This window comes from Microbacterium sp. (assembly GCF_052102115.1).
Taxonomy (GTDB): Bacteria; Actinomycetota; Actinomycetes; order Actinomycetales; family Microbacteriaceae; genus Microbacterium.
Genome location: NZ_JBQDVP010000006.1, coordinates 46,649 through 60,819, shown reverse-complemented (window position 1 = coordinate 60,819; position 14,171 = coordinate 46,649). Strand labels below are relative to the sequence as shown.

The window sequence follows — 14,171 nt, the reverse complement described above, 5'->3', positions numbered from 1 at the left end:
AGGCAACTCTATTCCCGACCGATACCCTCGGGGGATGAGCAGTACCCCACAGACCGGAGCGTTCTCCGGCTCGGCCGTCCGACCGCGCAGGCGCGTTCCGTTCTGGGACAACGCACGATACGCCTGCATCATCCTCGTCGTGCTCGGCCACGCGATCCAGCGCCTCACCTACGACTCCGACATCGCGATGGCGCTGTATCTGTCGATCTACGCGTTCCACATGCCGGCGTTCGCGATCATCGCCGGCTACTTCTCGAAGTCGACGCCGCCGACCAAGCGGCAGATGTCGCGGGTGATCACCGACATCCTCGTGCCGTACGTCATCTTCGAGCTGCTGTGGACCCTCACCAAGTGGGCGTTCAAGGGCGAGGCGAATCCGAACCTCACGCAGCCGTCGTGGACGCTGTGGTTCCTGCTCGCGCTCGGCATCTTCCGGCTGGTTCTCCCGTATCTGGCGCTGCTGCGTTGGCCGCTGGTGTGGGCGGTGCTCATCTCCGTCGGCGCCGGATACCTACCGAACGTCGACAGCACGTTCTCGCTCTCGCGCACCCTCGGCTTCCTGCCGTTCTTCGTGCTCGGCTGGTGGGTGCATGAGCACGACCTCGTGAACCGGCTGCGGCTGATCGATTTCCGCCCGTGGTGGCTGCGCGCCATCGCCGTGCTCGTCTTCGGCATCGTCGGTTTCATCGCGTGGAACTGGGTGAACGTCTGGAAGGGCGTCGACCTCGACACCTGGTTCTTCTACAACGACTCATACTCCGATTTGGGCTCGCCGGAGTGGTGGTCCGGCGGCATCCGCCTGCTGCTGATCCTCATCGGCCTGGTGCTGAGCGTTGCCTTCTTCGCGCTCATCCCCCGAGGAAACCACTGGTGGACGACGTTCGGTCAATACACGATGTACGTCTATCTGCTGCACTCGTTCGTGCTGTACCCGTTCCGCGAATCCGGCATCCTTCGCGACGCGGAGCCGACCTGGATCTGGCTGCCGAGCGTCATCGTGCTCTCGGTCGCGATCGCCCTTGTGCTTGCCACCAAACCCGTACGCTGGGTGTTCCGGCCCCTGGTCGAACCGCGGGCACGCTGGCTGTTCTCGGACGAACGCCTCGCGGAGACATCTCGCCGAGAAGACCCGACCGGATCGCGCCGCCCAAGAGACCGCTGATCACGCGGCGGGTGCGTCCGCACGGATGTGTCTCGTCGCATGCGCGACGTACCAGATCAGCACCACCAGCAGCAGCAGTTCCGCGGCGATGTAACCGTAGTGCAGCCAGGATTCACCGGGATCCCCGCCGGCGATGATGACGTCGCTGCGCGCCGCGAGCGCGGGTCGGATGACGAACGATTCGACGATCATCACGAGCCACATCGCGCCGATCAGCAACCAACCGCGCCGCGACTCACGCGGGCGGGCCTGGCCGATCAGCGTCAGCACGAGCAGGATGATCCATCCCGCCACCGACAGCGCGATGAACACCAGTCGCCCGACTCCGAGGCCCAGCGCCGTGGTGATCCCGGGTGCCAGGAACTTCAGCGGCGTCTCCATGAAGCTCAAGCCCACGATCAGCCCGATCCACATGGCCGGCAGTAACAAACGAAGCGCAATCCACAGTCGAGGCACGCGTCCAGGTTAGCCACGACGAGATCTCTCGAAACACTCGGGCCGGTGTGCCCGAACCCGACGTACTCTCGGGGCATGGCTGATCTGAACCTCCCCGTGCTCGACTTCTCTCTGCTCGATCAGGGACCGGATGCGGCCGCGAAGTTCCGTGACGAGCTGCGCGCCGCGACCCATGACGTCGGGTTCTTCTACCTCACCGGAACCGGTGTGACCCCTGAGCTCTCCGAGCGTCTTCGGCAAGCGGCGCGCGACTTCTTCGCCCTGCCCGAAGAGGAGAAGCTCGCCATCGAGAATGTGAAGAGCCCGCAGTTCCGCGGCTACACGCGCACGGGCGGCGAGCTGACCCAGGGAAAGGTCGATTGGCGCGAGCAGATCGACATCGGACCGGAGCGGGATGCCGTCGACGACGGCCCGGCGTTCAACCGGCTCGTCGGGCCGAATCTCTGGCCGGCGACCCAGCCCGAACTGCGCACGGTCGCCGAGGAATGGCATGCGCACCTGAGCAGCGTCGCGCGCAAGCTGATGCGCAGCTGGGCACTGGTTCTGGGAGCCGACGAGTCGCACTTCGACTCCAGTTTCGATGATCCGGCGACACTGATGAAGATCGTGCGGTACCCCGGCACCGATGCGCCGGAACCTCAGCAGGGCGTCGGGGCGCACAAGGACGGCGGCGTGCTGACGCTGCTGTGGGTCGAGCCGGGAAAGGGCGGTCTGCAGGTCGAGCGGGGCGGCGCGTGGGTCGATGCACCCTCCGTGGACGGCGCGTTCGTCGTCAACATCGGTGAGATGCTCGAGTACGCCACCGGCGGCTACCTCAAGGCCACGAACCACCGGGTGATCTCACCGAAGGCTCCCGACGACCGCATCTCGGTGCCGTTCTTCTTCAACCCGGCCCTCGATGCGCAGGTGCCGATCATCGATCTGCCCGAAGATCTGAAAGCCGAGTCGCTCGGGGTGAGCGATGAGTCCTCGAACCCGATCCACGGTCTGTACGGCGAGAACGCCCTCCGGTACCGGCTGCGGGCGCATCCGAACGTCGCCGAGATCCACCACGCAGACCTGCTGGGCGCTCAGAGCGTCTGACCGCCGGTCTCGACGATTGCCCGGAGCGCCTCCAGGTGCGCGGCGAAGGCTTTCTGCCCCGCACCGGTGGAGCGCACCCACGTTCTGGGACGGCTGCCGACGTACCCCTTGCGCGCGGCGATGTAACCGGCTGCCTGCAGATGCGAGATCGCTTTGCTGAGGGCGGAGTCTCCTGCCTGGATGATGTCGGCGAGAGTCCCGAAATCGATCTCGATTCCCTCCGTGAGGGATGCCATCAGCGAGAAGCGGATGGGACTGGCGAAGCTGTCGTCCAAGCGCAGACGCGGATGCGGCTCGCGCGCACGCGCATCGTCCGCCCCGGTCATCGGTGCTCAGCATTCCGCCGGTTGGACGAGACGTCGCGCATCACCACTCCGATGCCCGAGACGACGAGGAACATCGCAAACACTGCTGCTCCAGCGGACAACGAGACTTGAATCGTGACGAGGGACGTCCACGCGCCGAGGCCGATGAGAGCGAGGAAGACCACTGCCGCGACGCTCAGAGCGATCCACTGCGGCCGACGCCACCCTTGTGCCAGTCCCGGCACGGACGCCCATGCCCGCTTCGCGATTGTGATTCCCAGCAGAACGCACATCAGCACGAGCGCAACGACGGATCCGCTTGCGGGATCGCCGAGTCCGACAGCGGCGATCATCGCCCCGATGAGCGCTCCGACCACTGTCGTCGAGATCGCGGCACGTCCGGTGAACCGCTCAGACTCGGCGCGTACAACGCTTTCGTCGGGGCGGGCTGATCGCCACTGCTTCGTCGCCAGACTCCCGAATGCGACCAGCGACACGACCAACGGCACCAGAACGAGAAGATCGGATGGCAGATCACCCGGTGGCATCAACCCGAGTGCCATCGTCGGCACGAACACGATCAGGTACGGCACGGACCAACTACGCAGCCACGACTGCTGGAACCCCGTCCGATCGCGGAGTTCGCCGGCGCATTCCATCCAGATAACCAGGGCCACGATGATCAGCAGTGGAATCTGCCGCCCCGGCGGCCCCCACTGCATGGAGACCAGCACAGCCGAGAGAAGCGCCCCCACCACGGCGCCGTCGATCAGGTGCAACCAGCCGAGCATCCGTCGATCGATGCGCTCCTCGCGACGCCGCTCGACCAGGCCGGCTGCGTCGAGAAAAGCACTCGCGACCTCTGCCGTCGGCGGCAGGAGGGGCTCGGCACCGCCCATCGGCTTCTGCTCCATCACGCGTGCTCACCGATCCTCTCGCCACGCCGTCCCAACACGACGAAGAGTACGGTGACGATCGCGCCGACGCCGCCAGCCGCGATCCACGTGGCCGGACCGAGCAGGGTCGGAAAGGCGATGGCCATGACGAGCACGACAGCGGAGACCGCCATGAGCGCCCAGTGCGGCCAGCGCCATGCGGCACCGATGCTCGGCAGCCCCCACGGCTTCGAGTAACTGAGGATCCAGACGACGAGGCCGAGCAGAAGGACCATCGTCGCCACGGCGGAGACGAAATCGTTGGGCACCGCCGCCACGACGATCGCCGCCCCCATCATCAGGCCGATCACGGCCGTTCCGGTTGATTCGGCGCGAGTAAACGAGCGGTGAGCACGGCGGCTCACCCCGCTCGACCCACGAGCGCGTGTCAACTGTCTGACCCCGCGCGCCAGAAATACGACGAAGGCGATGATGCCGGGAACGAAGAAGAACGGTTCGGGGATCTGCGCGTCGAGAAGACGGAGCACGAACATGGCCGCGAAGCAGGAGACAAGGACGACGATCAGTGCGCTCCAGCCCCACCATGAGTACCCCGTCGGTCGGCGCTGGGCACCGTTTTGCTCCTGGAGGCCCGCGCTGAGCTGGATCCACAGCCCCATGGCTACCAGCAGGAGGAGAAACGTCGAGCCCGCTTCACCGCGAAGCATGCTGAGCGCCAGCGTCACGTAGGCGCCGAGAATGGCACCGCTCACGATGTCCAGCCACCCCATCGCACGGCGGTCGATGCGGTCGTCGCGTCGTTGCTCGACGGTTCCGATCCCATCGAGGTACGCCTGTGCCACAGCGGGCGACGGCGGCTCCGGTGGCACGGATGCCGGTGCGTCACGCTGATCCATCGGGGGCCTCCTCCGCCGACTTTCCTCATGGAAAGTTCAGTCACTTTCCTACCGGAAAGTTCGTGAGGAGTCAATGACTCCGCGGGCTTAGCCTGTCTCCATGTCGGAGCAGTTCTTCACCCTCGGCCATTCCGACCGACCGATCGACGCCTTCATCGCGCTGCTGCGATCGGCCGGGATCGAGAACGTCGTGGATGTGCGCAGGCTGCCCGGATCCCGACGGCATCCGCAGTTCGATGAGGACTCGCTGCGCGAATCGCTCCGAGCTGCTGGCATCCGTCTCGATCGCATCGCCGAGCTCGGCGGCCGCCGGCCGGTGTCGAAAGTCGTGCCTTTCGAGACCAATGCGTTCTGGCAGAACAGGAGCTTCCACAACTACGCCGATTATGCGCTCTCCGATGATTTCCGCACCGGGCTCGACCGCTTGCTCGCGATCGGGAGCGAGCGACGGACGACCGTCATGTGCTCAGAGGCCGTCTGGTGGCGGTGCCACCGGAGGATCATCGCCGACCATCTGCTCGCCCGCGGCGAGGAAGTCTTCCATCTGATGGGACGGGAGCGCAGGCAGCCGGCGGAACTCACGGAGGGGGCCGTTGTCGACGGCACCGATGTCGTCTACCCCGCCTGAGCGCCGGGAACGACGAAGGCCGCCCCACACCCGGGGCGGCCTTCCAAGAAAGTTTTGCGCGATTGAACGCTGGTCGAATGCCTTATCGACGAAGCCCCAGACGCTGGATCAGCGAGCGGTAGCGCTCGATGTCCACGCTCTGGAGGTAGCCGAGCAGACGGCGGCGCTGACCGACGAGCAGGAACAGTCCACGACGCGAGTGGTGGTCGTGCTTGTGCTCCTTGAGGTGCTCGGTGAGGTCCTTGATGCGCTGCGTCAGCATTGCGGCCTGCACCTCGGGGGATCCGGTGTCACCGGGGTGCGTCGCGTACTCTTCGATGATCGCCTTCTTGACGTCTGCTTCCAGTGCCATAGATTCGATCCCCTTTCACTCATTGCGCGGCGCCCGACGCCTGATGCGAGGGCTCTCTTTATCCGCGGCCGATCAAACGGCAACCTGTAGAGTCTACCAGTCGTCGACCCGTCTCCGGGACCTGGCCGGTTCCGACGAGCGCCCCTCGAACGGGTAGCCTCATGAGGTGAACAGCGCCCTGATCGATCTGCGCCCATTCCGGGCCAGTAAGGCGTTCACCCGGCTGTGGATCGGCTCCACGCTGGCGGGCATGGGCGGCCAACTCACGCTCGTCACGGTCATGCTGCACGTGTTCGAGCTCACCGCCAGCACCTTCGCGGTTTCGATGGTCGCCGTCGCCGGCCTCGTGCCGATGATCCTCGCCGGTCTGTACGGCGGGATGCTGGCCGACGCCTTCGACCGCCGCATCGTGGGCCTGGTCGCCGCCGTCTTCACTTTCGTCTCGACCCTGCTGCTCGCGGTGCTCACCTGGACGCAGTTGGAGACGATCTGGTGGCTGTACGCACTCAGCATCATCAACGCCGCCGCCAATTCCGTCGGACTCGCCACACGCAGCGCGATCATCCCCCGACTGATCCCCCGCGAGCTGCTGGCATCGGCATCGGCGCTGAACGGCATCACGATCGGGATCATGGTCATGGCCGGGCCCGCTCTCGCCGGCATCCTCGTCGCCACCACCGGTTACGGCTGGACGTACACGATCGACGTCATCCTGATGCTTGCGATGTTCATGGGCCTGTGGACGCTCCCCTCCCTGCGCCCCGAAGGAACGATCGTTCGGCCGGGCCTGGAATCCCTCGTCGACGGCTGGCGGTTCCTCAAGCGCGCCCGCAACATCCGGATGCAATACATCCTCGACATCATCGCGATGACGTTCGGTCAGCCGATGGCGCTGTACCCGGCGCTCGGGACCGTCCTGCTCGGCGGGGGCGCCATCACCACCGGAGCCCTCACCGCGGCCGTCGCCGCGGGAACCTTCCTGTCGAGCCTGTTCTCCGGACGCGTCGTGCGCTACCGCTGGCACGGACGCGGCATCCAGCGCGCCATCCAGGTGTACGGCGCCGCGATCTTCGCGTTCGGGGCCGTACTGCTCATCGGGGTCTGGATGCCGCCGGCCAGCGACACCGCGGTCAACCTCGGCCTCGTGATCGCCGCATGCATCGCGCTGGCCGTCTCCGGCGGTGCCGATAACGTCAGCTCGATCTACCGGAGCACGATGATGCAGTCCTCGGTGCCCGATAGCATCCGCGGCCGCCTGCAGGGCATCTTCGTCATCGTCGTGACCGGCGGCCCGCGCGTCGGCGCTCTCTACGCCGGAACACTCGCGACGCTCACATCGCTGTGGTTCCCACCGCTGCTGGGCGGATTCATCGTCATCGTGCTGGTGGCGCTGCTCGTGCGTCTCACGCCGCGATTCCGCGACTACGACGCAGAGAACCCCGTGCCCTGATGGACACGGGGTTCTCGGGCAGAGGGTCAGCCGGCCTGCAGTGAGCCCTGCAGGTCGAGGGTGATCGTGACGTCCTTGCCGACGAGCACGCCACCGGTCTCGAGCGCGGCGTTCCAGGTCAGGCCGAAGTCTTCGCGGTTGATCGTGGTCGATGCCGAGGCACCGGCCTTGTAGTTGCCGTACGGGTCCTGCCCGAAGCCGCCGAAGTCGAACTCGAAGCTCACCGGCTTCGTGATGCCGCGGATCGTCAGGTCGCCGTCGACGAAGAAGTCGCCGTTCTCGGCGCGTGCGCCGGTGGAGACGAAGTCCATCGTCGGAAAGTTCTCGGTGTCGAAGAAGTCGGCCGAGCGCAGGTGACCGTCGCGTCCCTCATCGTTGGTGTCGACCGAGGTGACGTCGACGGAGGCTTCGACCTTCGCATCGAGCGGGTTCTCCGGGGCGACCAGCGTCGCGCTCTTCATGCCGAAAGTTCCGCGCACCTTCGAGATCATCATGTGACGGACGCTAAAAGTCACTTCGCTGTGGGCGGGGTCGAGGGTCCAGGTGCCCGAACGGTAGCCGGGGATGTCGATCGTGGTCATGCGGTGCTCTCCTTGAGATCAGGCCGCGTTCGCGGCGTACACCCGAAGATAACTCATATGCACCTGCATGTATTCCGAGAGTGCGAGAAAAAAATGAGGGCCCCCGCTCGCAGCTTGGCTGCGAACAGGGGCCCTCGTACCGGAGCGCCAGATCAGCCGACGGCCACCAGGTCGATGATGAAGATGAGGGTCTTGCCGGAGAGGAAGTGCCCGGCGCCAGCCGGACCGTACGCGAGGTGCGGCGGAACGATGAGTTCGCGGCGCCCGCCGACCTTCATGCCGGGGATGCCCTCCTGCCAGCCTTGGATCAGGCCGCGCAGCGGAAACTGGATGGTCTCGCCACGACCCCAAGACGAATCGAACTCCTCGCCGGAGTCGTACTCGACGCCCGCGTAATGGACGGTGACAGTGTCGCCGGGACCTGCCTCGGCACCGTCGCCGTCGATGATGTCTCGGATGACGAGTTCTGCGGGAGCAGGACCGGTAGGGGCGTCGAACTCAGGCTTTGTGCGATCAGTCATGCCTCCATACAACCTGAGCACCCGGCGTCGGTCAACGCGATGACACCCGCTGACAGCGAACAGAGGTCTTGACTTCCTCTGACCCCGGGTGCACCCTGGTGTCAGACCAACTCAGCGCCCGGGAGACTCGCAGGCATCGCCGCAGCACCGGGCGCTGAGTCTTGCTGCGCGAGCCGTAGGCGAGTCGAAACCTCCCCCAAAGCAACGCCGCTGCTCTCAGTACGCCAGCAACGCGGCCCTGGTCGCGCCGGTGCGGGTGAGCAGGGCACGCTCGTCGTCGGCGGCGAGCGGGTCGCGGCCGGTGATCGCCCGTTGGCGGACGGCCGCGAGTGCGGTGGCATCACGGATGAACTGCTTCATCAGCGACCTGCGGTCTCCGCGCAGCGTCGATGCCCACTGCATCCCGACCTTCCGGCCGGCCGGTGTCGCGAGCATCGTCACTTCCTCTGGCGTGAACCATCCGGCGGCGGCGTACTCCCCCAGGCGCTCTCGGGTCACGCGCGCCTCTTCGCGGCGCAGCGCCACGATCGCCAGGATGAACCCGATGAACAGCGGAACCTGCAGCGTGACGTACAGCGCGAGGAAGTTGGCGAACATCGCCGAGCCGTTCCAGAACCCGTGCAGCAGCATCGCGCCGATGACACCGATGCCGCCTGCGCCGAGCACCGCGCTGCGAGACGCATGACGGCGGGCCGCGAGCCCCATCGCGAACCCGGTCAGGGCCGTGAACATCGCATGCGCGAACGGTGAGAGCAGCCCGCGCATGACGAAGGTCGCCGTCAACTGCGAACCGCCGCCCTCGATCAGACTGATGGCGAAGTACTGAATGTTCTCGGTGAACGCGAACCCGCCGCCGATCAGCGCCCCGTAGACGATCCCGTCAATGGGACCGTCGAAGGCGCGTCTACCGATCAAGAAGATGATGAAGATGCCCAGCCCCTTGGCGATCTCCTCGATGATCGGGGCCTGGATCACGGTACTGAGCACCTCGGGCCGCAATCCGAGCATCATCGTGATGCCCAGGTCGACGAGGAGCGTGATCCCGATCGCCGCGATCGCTCCCCACGCGATCGCGAACGCGATCAACGGCTTCGGCTCCGGTTCCCAGCGGTCGATGATGTAGACGCCGAAGAAGACGATCGCGAGCGGGAGGAGCGCGATCACGAGTCCGATACCGGATGCCACGGCGCCCAGTGCCCACACGAAGTAGCCGATCAGAACGACCAGAACGAACCCCAGAATGCCGAACAGCCAGATCGAGACCGTGCGCCCCTTCTTAGCCGGCACCGGCAGCGCAGGCAGCGCAGGACCGGGGTCCACCACGACGGGAGCCGGAGGCGTATACGCCGTCGGCTGCGCGAGCGCGGACGCGTAGACCTGCCGCTCGCCGTGCCCCTGACCAGGCTGATGCTGACCGGTTTGGGGTGGACGATACTGCGGCTGGCTGTCCTGGGGGGTGGCGGGTCCTCCGAAAGTCATAGCCAAAGCCTAGAGGCATCGATACGACGGCCGCGATCGGCGACCGGTAGCGTAGAAGTATGCGTTTCGCTCATCTGCGCGGCTCGGATTCTGCCGGCATCCATCTCGCTGTCATCGAAGATTCCGCGGCCGTCCTCGTCGCCGACCTCCTGTCCCCTGCTCCGACGACACTGCAGGAGCTCATCGAGGGCGGAGACGACGTGCTCGGCGCGCTGCGCTCGGCGCTGGCGGACGGCAGTGCCCCGCGGCATCCGCTCGCTGATTTCGGATTCGCCTCCGCGGTGCTGAACCCTCCCGTCATCCTCGCCATCGGCCTCAACTACGCGGCCCACTCCAGCGAACTGGGCCTGAAGACCGACACGGCACCGACGGTCTTCACGCTCTGGCCGAACTCGCTCACCGGCCATGATCAGGTGACCACCTGGCCGCGCTCGCTCAGCGAGTCCGTCGATTACGAGGCGGAGCTCGGCGTTCTCATCGGCGCCCCGGCGAAGGACGTCGCGTCCGAGAGCGCCCTCGACCACGTCTGGGGGTACACCGTCGTCAACGACATCACCGCCCGCGACATACAGTTCGCTGAAGCGCAGTGGTCGCGCTGCAAGTCGTTCGACGGCTTCACCCCGACCGGTCCGTTCGTCGTGACCGCTGACGAGGTCGCGGACCCGCAGGATCTTCACATCTGGACCACCATCGACGGCCACACCGTGCAGGATGCCAGCACCGGGCAGATGGTCCGGTCCGTCGCGACGCTCATCGCGCACCTGTCGCAGTCGATCACCCTGCAGCCCGGAACGCTGATCTCGACCGGAAGCCCCGGCGGCGCCGGCTACTCGCGCGACCCGCAGATCTTCCTGCGCGACCGCTCGACGGTGACTGTCGGCGTCGACGGCATCGGCGAGCTGACCACCCACTGCCGCATCGACGGCTGATCGGCCAGCACCCCGGTCGCTGCGCCGGTCAGATCTGGATCATGTCCTCCGGCGGGATGATGTTGATCGCCGCCGTCGCGGCCTCCAGGCCCGACAGCCGCGCTGGGGAGAGTTGCTTGGTGACCTCTTCGCGCGACATCAGCTCAGCCTCGACGACGAGGTCTGCGACGTTCCGATTCGTCAGCAGAGCGGTCTTGGCCAGCGCCGCCGCCGCGGCGTAGCCGATGAACGGGGTCAGTGCGGTGATGACGCCGACGGATGCTCCGACCATGGCGCCGAGGCGGTCCTCGTTCGCGGTGATGCCGTCGACGCAGTTGACGCGCAGCGTCCACATGGCCTGACGCATCCAGGTGATCGACTGGAAGATCGAGTGCGCGATGACTGGCTCGAAAGCGTTCAGCTGCAGCTGACCGGCCTCGACAGCCATCGTCACAGTCGTGTCGGCGCCGACCACCGAGAAGGCGACCTGGTTCACGACCTCGGGAATGACGGGGTTGACTTTGGCGGGCATGATGCTCGAACCCGCCTGCTTCGCCGGCAGGTTGATCTCCCCGAAACCGGCCTGCGGCCCCGACGACAGCAGCCGCAGGTCGTTGCAGATCTTTGACAGCTTGATCGCATTGCGCTTGAGAGTCGAGGAGAACGACATGAATGCGCCGGTGTCGCTGGTCGACTCGACGAGGTCGGACGCGGTCTCGAGATCAAGGCCGCTGATCTCACGCAGGTGCTTGAGGACCGACGTCGAGTAGTCCACGTGCGTGGTGATCCCGGTGCCGATCGCGGTGGCGCCCATATTGATCTCGAACATCAGCTTGGCGTTCTCGGTGAGGCGCGAGTGGTCTTCACCGAGCGTCGTCGCGAACCCATGGAACTCCTGGCCGAGAGTCATCGGCACGGCATCCTGAAGCTGTGTGCGCCCGACCTTCAGCACATCGTGGAACTCAACAGCCTTGGCAAGGAAGGAGCGGCGCAGCAGTTCGAGCTCGTCGAGCAGCGAGCGCAGGTTCAGCGACAGGCCGATCTTGATCGCCGTCGGATAGACGTCATTGGTGGATTGACTGCGGTTGGTGTGATCGATCGGCGAGAGGAACGCGTAGTCGCCCTTCTCGCGCCCCGCCATCTCGAGAGCGATGTTGGTGATGACCTCGTTCGCGTTCATGTTCGTCGAGGTGCCGGCGCCGCCCTGGATGACGCCGACCGTGAACTGGTCGTGGAACTCGCCGTCGATGACGCGCTGGGCCGCAGCGTCGATCAGCTCGGCGCGCTGCCGGTCGAGGACGCCGATCTCACGGTTCGCTCTGGCGCTGGCCTGCTTCACCATCGCGATCCCGCGGATCAGATCCGGGTACACCGAGATCGGCCGCTTCGTGATCGGAAAGTTCGCGTCGGCGCGGGCGGTGTGGATGCCCCAGTACGCCTCGGCGGGTATTTCCATGCTTCCGAGCGAATCGGTCTCGGTGCGGGTCGGTGCGGGCGCGTCGGATTCCATGTCACTTCCTCGTGGGTGGTGGCGGATGAAGCTCGGGGGTGCTTCCATCCTATGCCGCGCGCACGGCAAGAGCCCGATGAATCAGTGACCGACGACGATGATGAGGATACCGGCGATGACAGCCAGTGCGCACAGGACGAAGCACGCGTATGCGCCGATGAGCGCGAGACGTTTCTGCCCGGCACTGAGGGGGCTCTTCTTCGCCGCCTTGGCGGCCTGGCGCTCGGCGCGCCTGACCTGCTTCTCCGTGAGGATCGTGATCGCATCGGTGAACTCCGCGGGCGTCACCACCGGGATCCGTCCCGCCCGCACGAGCAGCCGCAGACCGGTGGCGTAGAACGTCACGATCGCCGCAGCGCCCAGCAGAGCGGCGAAGAACACACCGACGAACGCCATCCAGTCGATCTCGATGCTCATTGCTGTGCCTCTCGGTCGGCTGCCTCTTCGTCAGATACGTCCCATTCGGCAAGCTCCGCACGCGCTCGACGGCTCGCGCGCAGAGACTCCCACTCGTGCGCGGCGCTCTGCGCCTCGGCGAGCTTTCGATTGGCGCGATCTGCCGCTTTGCGCGCTGCCTTGATCTCAGCGACCGAGCCACCGTTCTTCTTGAGCTTGCGTGCGCGACGACCGGCCTTCTCGGCATCCGCGGCCTTGCGCTCGGCACGATCGAGAGCGCGGACGAGTTCGATCCGCGTCTGCCGGCGCGTGGGCGGGGGTACGTCGGGATGCTCGACGGCGCGGCCGGATTCGGCGACACCGCTCATCGCGTTCTCGGAAGTGACCGCGTTCCGGCGCGACCTCAGGAACAGAGCGACGATGATCACCAGCGCGAGGACCGCATCGATCGCCACGCCCCAGTTGCCCAGCCACACCACCAGCAGCGCGGCCAGCGCGCCGACGGTCGCCGCGGCCGGAAGCGTCAGCAGCCAACCGATGGCGATGCGGCCGGCCGTGCGCCAGCGCACCGTCGAGCCGCGACGGCCCAGACCAGAGCCGATCACCGAGCCGGAGGCGACCTGCGTCGTCGACAGCGCGAAGCCGAGAGCGCTGGAAGCGAGGATCGTGGCTGCGGTCGAGCTCTCCGCTGAGAATCCCTGGGCGGGTTTGACCTCGGTGAGTCCCTTGCCGAGCGTGCGGATGATCCGCCATCCGCCCAGGTAGGTTCCGAGGGCGATGGTGAACGCGCAGGCGACGATCACCCAGAGGTACGGATCCGCGTCGTCCTGGTTCTGCCAGCCGACCGTGATCAGTGCGAGGGTGATCACGCCCATCGTCTTCTGCGCGTCGTTGGTGCCGTGCGCGAGGGCGACGAGCGATGACGTGAAGATCTGCCCCCATCGGAAACCGTCGCGGCCATCGGGCTTGCCGTCGTATCGCCGAGTGATCGAGTAGGCGATCTTCGTCGCGACGTACGCGATGATCCCGGCCGTGAGCGGAGCGATGAGAGCGGGCAGCACGATCTTCGACAGCACCATGCCGAAGTCGATCCCGCCGAGTCCGACCCCGACGATCGTCGCGCCGATGAGCCCGCCGAACAGCGCATGCGATGAGCTGGAAGGCAGACCCAGCAGCCAGGTCAGCATGTTCCACGTGATCGCACCGATGAGTCCGGCGAAGATCACGGCGAGGAAGAGCTCGGCGCCGGCCTGCAGGATTGCGCCTTCGTTGATGATGCCGTGCGAGACCGTCTTCGACACTTCGGTCGAGAGGAAAGCGCCGACGAGATTGAGCACCGCGGCCAGCAATACCGCGGTCTTGGGCTTGAGGGCACCGGTCGCGATCGGTGTGGCCATCGCGTTGGCGGTGTCGTGAAAGCCGTTCGTGAAATCGAAGAAGAGTGCCAGTGCGATGACCAGCACGACGATGAGGGCTGCGGTCTCCACCATTCGCTTTCAGATCGAGGAATCTGGAATGTGTGCCGACGAGATCGGCGTGGTGAACGAA

Annotated in this window: 16 protein-coding genes; 5 read left to right on the top strand and 11 right to left on the bottom strand. The window is 66.0% G+C overall.

Annotated elements, in window-relative coordinates; genetic code table 11:
* Nucleotides 1–34 precede the first annotated feature (34 nt).
* The gene (locus ACTICP_RS03625; protein WP_441889594.1) at nucleotides 35–1,162 is read left to right on the top strand and encodes an acyltransferase family protein; all 1,128 of its coding nucleotides are present in this window, start codon (nucleotides 35–37) and stop codon (nucleotides 1,160–1,162) included.
* Here the strand turns inward: ACTICP_RS03625 and ACTICP_RS03620 are convergent, their stop codons facing one another.
* Nucleotides 1,163–1,576 carry a hypothetical protein gene (locus tag ACTICP_RS03620; protein WP_441889592.1) on the bottom strand — a complete coding sequence of 138 codons (414 nt, stop codon included), beginning with the start codon at nucleotides 1,574–1,576 and terminating at the stop codon, nucleotides 1,163–1,165.
* Nucleotides 1,577–1,693: 117 nt separating this feature from the next.
* On the opposite strand from ACTICP_RS03620, the gene ACTICP_RS03615 reads away from it, so the two are divergent.
* On the top strand, nucleotides 1,694–2,701 hold the full coding sequence (locus tag ACTICP_RS03615) for an isopenicillin N synthase family dioxygenase (RefSeq protein ID WP_441889590.1): 1,008 nt from the start codon (nucleotides 1,694–1,696) through the stop codon (nucleotides 2,699–2,701).
* On the opposite strand, the gene ACTICP_RS03610 is transcribed toward ACTICP_RS03615, so the two are convergent.
* Genes ACTICP_RS03610 through ACTICP_RS03600 form a run of 3 tightly spaced genes read right to left on the bottom strand, consistent with a single transcriptional unit; the run spans nucleotide 2,689 to nucleotide 4,798 of the window.
* Nucleotides 2,689–3,027, bottom strand: coding sequence for a transcriptional regulator (locus ACTICP_RS03610; protein WP_441889588.1), 339 nt, complete (start codon nucleotides 3,025–3,027; stop codon nucleotides 2,689–2,691). The two genes, ACTICP_RS03615 and ACTICP_RS03610, sit on opposite strands and share 13 nt — an antisense overlap.
* Nucleotides 3,024–3,923, bottom strand: a complete 900-nt coding sequence (locus tag ACTICP_RS03605; protein WP_441889586.1) for a hypothetical protein — start codon at nucleotides 3,921–3,923, stop codon at nucleotides 3,024–3,026. Before ACTICP_RS03605 ends, ACTICP_RS03610 begins: the two co-directional genes overlap by 4 nt.
* Nucleotides 3,920–4,798: a hypothetical protein gene (locus tag ACTICP_RS03600; RefSeq protein ID WP_441889584.1), complete on the bottom strand. Its 879-nt coding sequence runs from the start codon at nucleotides 4,796–4,798 to the stop codon at nucleotides 3,920–3,922. Before ACTICP_RS03600 ends, ACTICP_RS03605 begins: the two co-directional genes overlap by 4 nt.
* Nucleotides 4,799–4,898: 100 nt before the next feature.
* On the opposite strand from ACTICP_RS03600, the gene ACTICP_RS03595 reads away from it, so the two are divergent.
* On the top strand, nucleotides 4,899–5,426 hold the full coding sequence (locus ACTICP_RS03595; protein WP_441889582.1) for a DUF488 domain-containing protein: 528 nt from the start codon (nucleotides 4,899–4,901) through the stop codon (nucleotides 5,424–5,426).
* Nucleotides 5,427–5,508: 82 nt separating this feature from the next.
* Here ACTICP_RS03595 and rpsO read toward each other — a convergent pair whose 3' ends face one another.
* Entirely contained in the window at nucleotides 5,509–5,778 is a 270-nt protein-coding gene (gene rpsO / locus ACTICP_RS03590) for a 30S ribosomal protein S15 (protein WP_144795440.1), read from the bottom strand.
* 166 nt (nucleotides 5,779–5,944) lie between these two features.
* Between rpsO and ACTICP_RS03585 the strand changes: the two genes are divergently transcribed.
* Entirely contained in the window at nucleotides 5,945–7,228 is a 1,284-nt protein-coding gene (locus ACTICP_RS03585; protein WP_441889580.1) for an MFS transporter, read from the top strand.
* Between the two features lie 26 nt (nucleotides 7,229–7,254).
* On the opposite strand, the gene ACTICP_RS03580 is transcribed toward ACTICP_RS03585, so the two are convergent.
* The 3 genes from ACTICP_RS03580 to ACTICP_RS03570 form a co-directional block, all read right to left on the bottom strand.
* Nucleotides 7,255–7,809, bottom strand: a complete 555-nt coding sequence (locus ACTICP_RS03580) for a YceI family protein (RefSeq protein WP_441889578.1) — start codon at nucleotides 7,807–7,809, stop codon at nucleotides 7,255–7,257.
* Nucleotides 7,810–7,961: 152 nt separating this feature from the next.
* Nucleotides 7,962–8,330: an FKBP-type peptidyl-prolyl cis-trans isomerase gene (locus ACTICP_RS03575; protein WP_441889576.1), complete on the bottom strand. Its 369-nt coding sequence runs from the start codon at nucleotides 8,328–8,330 to the stop codon at nucleotides 7,962–7,964.
* Nucleotides 8,331–8,546: 216 nt separating this feature from the next.
* Nucleotides 8,547–9,809 (bottom strand): PrsW family intramembrane metalloprotease, encoded by a 1,263-nt coding sequence (locus tag ACTICP_RS03570; RefSeq protein ID WP_441889574.1) that lies wholly within the window; start codon nucleotides 9,807–9,809, stop codon nucleotides 8,547–8,549.
* 59 nt (nucleotides 9,810–9,868) lie between these two features.
* Here ACTICP_RS03570 and ACTICP_RS03565 point away from each other — a divergent pair, with 59 nt between their 5' ends.
* The gene (locus tag ACTICP_RS03565; RefSeq protein ID WP_441889572.1) at nucleotides 9,869–10,738 is read left to right on the top strand and encodes a fumarylacetoacetate hydrolase family protein; all 870 of its coding nucleotides are present in this window, start codon (nucleotides 9,869–9,871) and stop codon (nucleotides 10,736–10,738) included.
* A 28-nt stretch (nucleotides 10,739–10,766) separates the two neighbouring features.
* Here the strand turns inward: ACTICP_RS03565 and ACTICP_RS03560 are convergent, their stop codons facing one another.
* The 3 genes from ACTICP_RS03560 to ACTICP_RS03550 form a co-directional block, all read right to left on the bottom strand.
* Nucleotides 10,767–12,227: an aspartate ammonia-lyase gene (locus tag ACTICP_RS03560; RefSeq protein ID WP_441889570.1), complete on the bottom strand. Its 1,461-nt coding sequence runs from the start codon at nucleotides 12,225–12,227 to the stop codon at nucleotides 10,767–10,769.
* A gap of 81 nt (nucleotides 12,228–12,308) precedes the next feature.
* Nucleotides 12,309–12,644: a peptidase gene (locus ACTICP_RS03555; RefSeq protein ID WP_441889568.1), complete on the bottom strand. Its 336-nt coding sequence runs from the start codon at nucleotides 12,642–12,644 to the stop codon at nucleotides 12,309–12,311.
* Nucleotides 12,641–14,110, bottom strand: a complete 1,470-nt coding sequence (locus ACTICP_RS03550) for an anion permease (RefSeq protein ID WP_441889665.1) — start codon at nucleotides 14,108–14,110, stop codon at nucleotides 12,641–12,643. Before ACTICP_RS03550 ends, ACTICP_RS03555 begins: the two co-directional genes overlap by 4 nt.
* Nucleotides 14,111–14,171 lie beyond the last annotated feature (61 nt).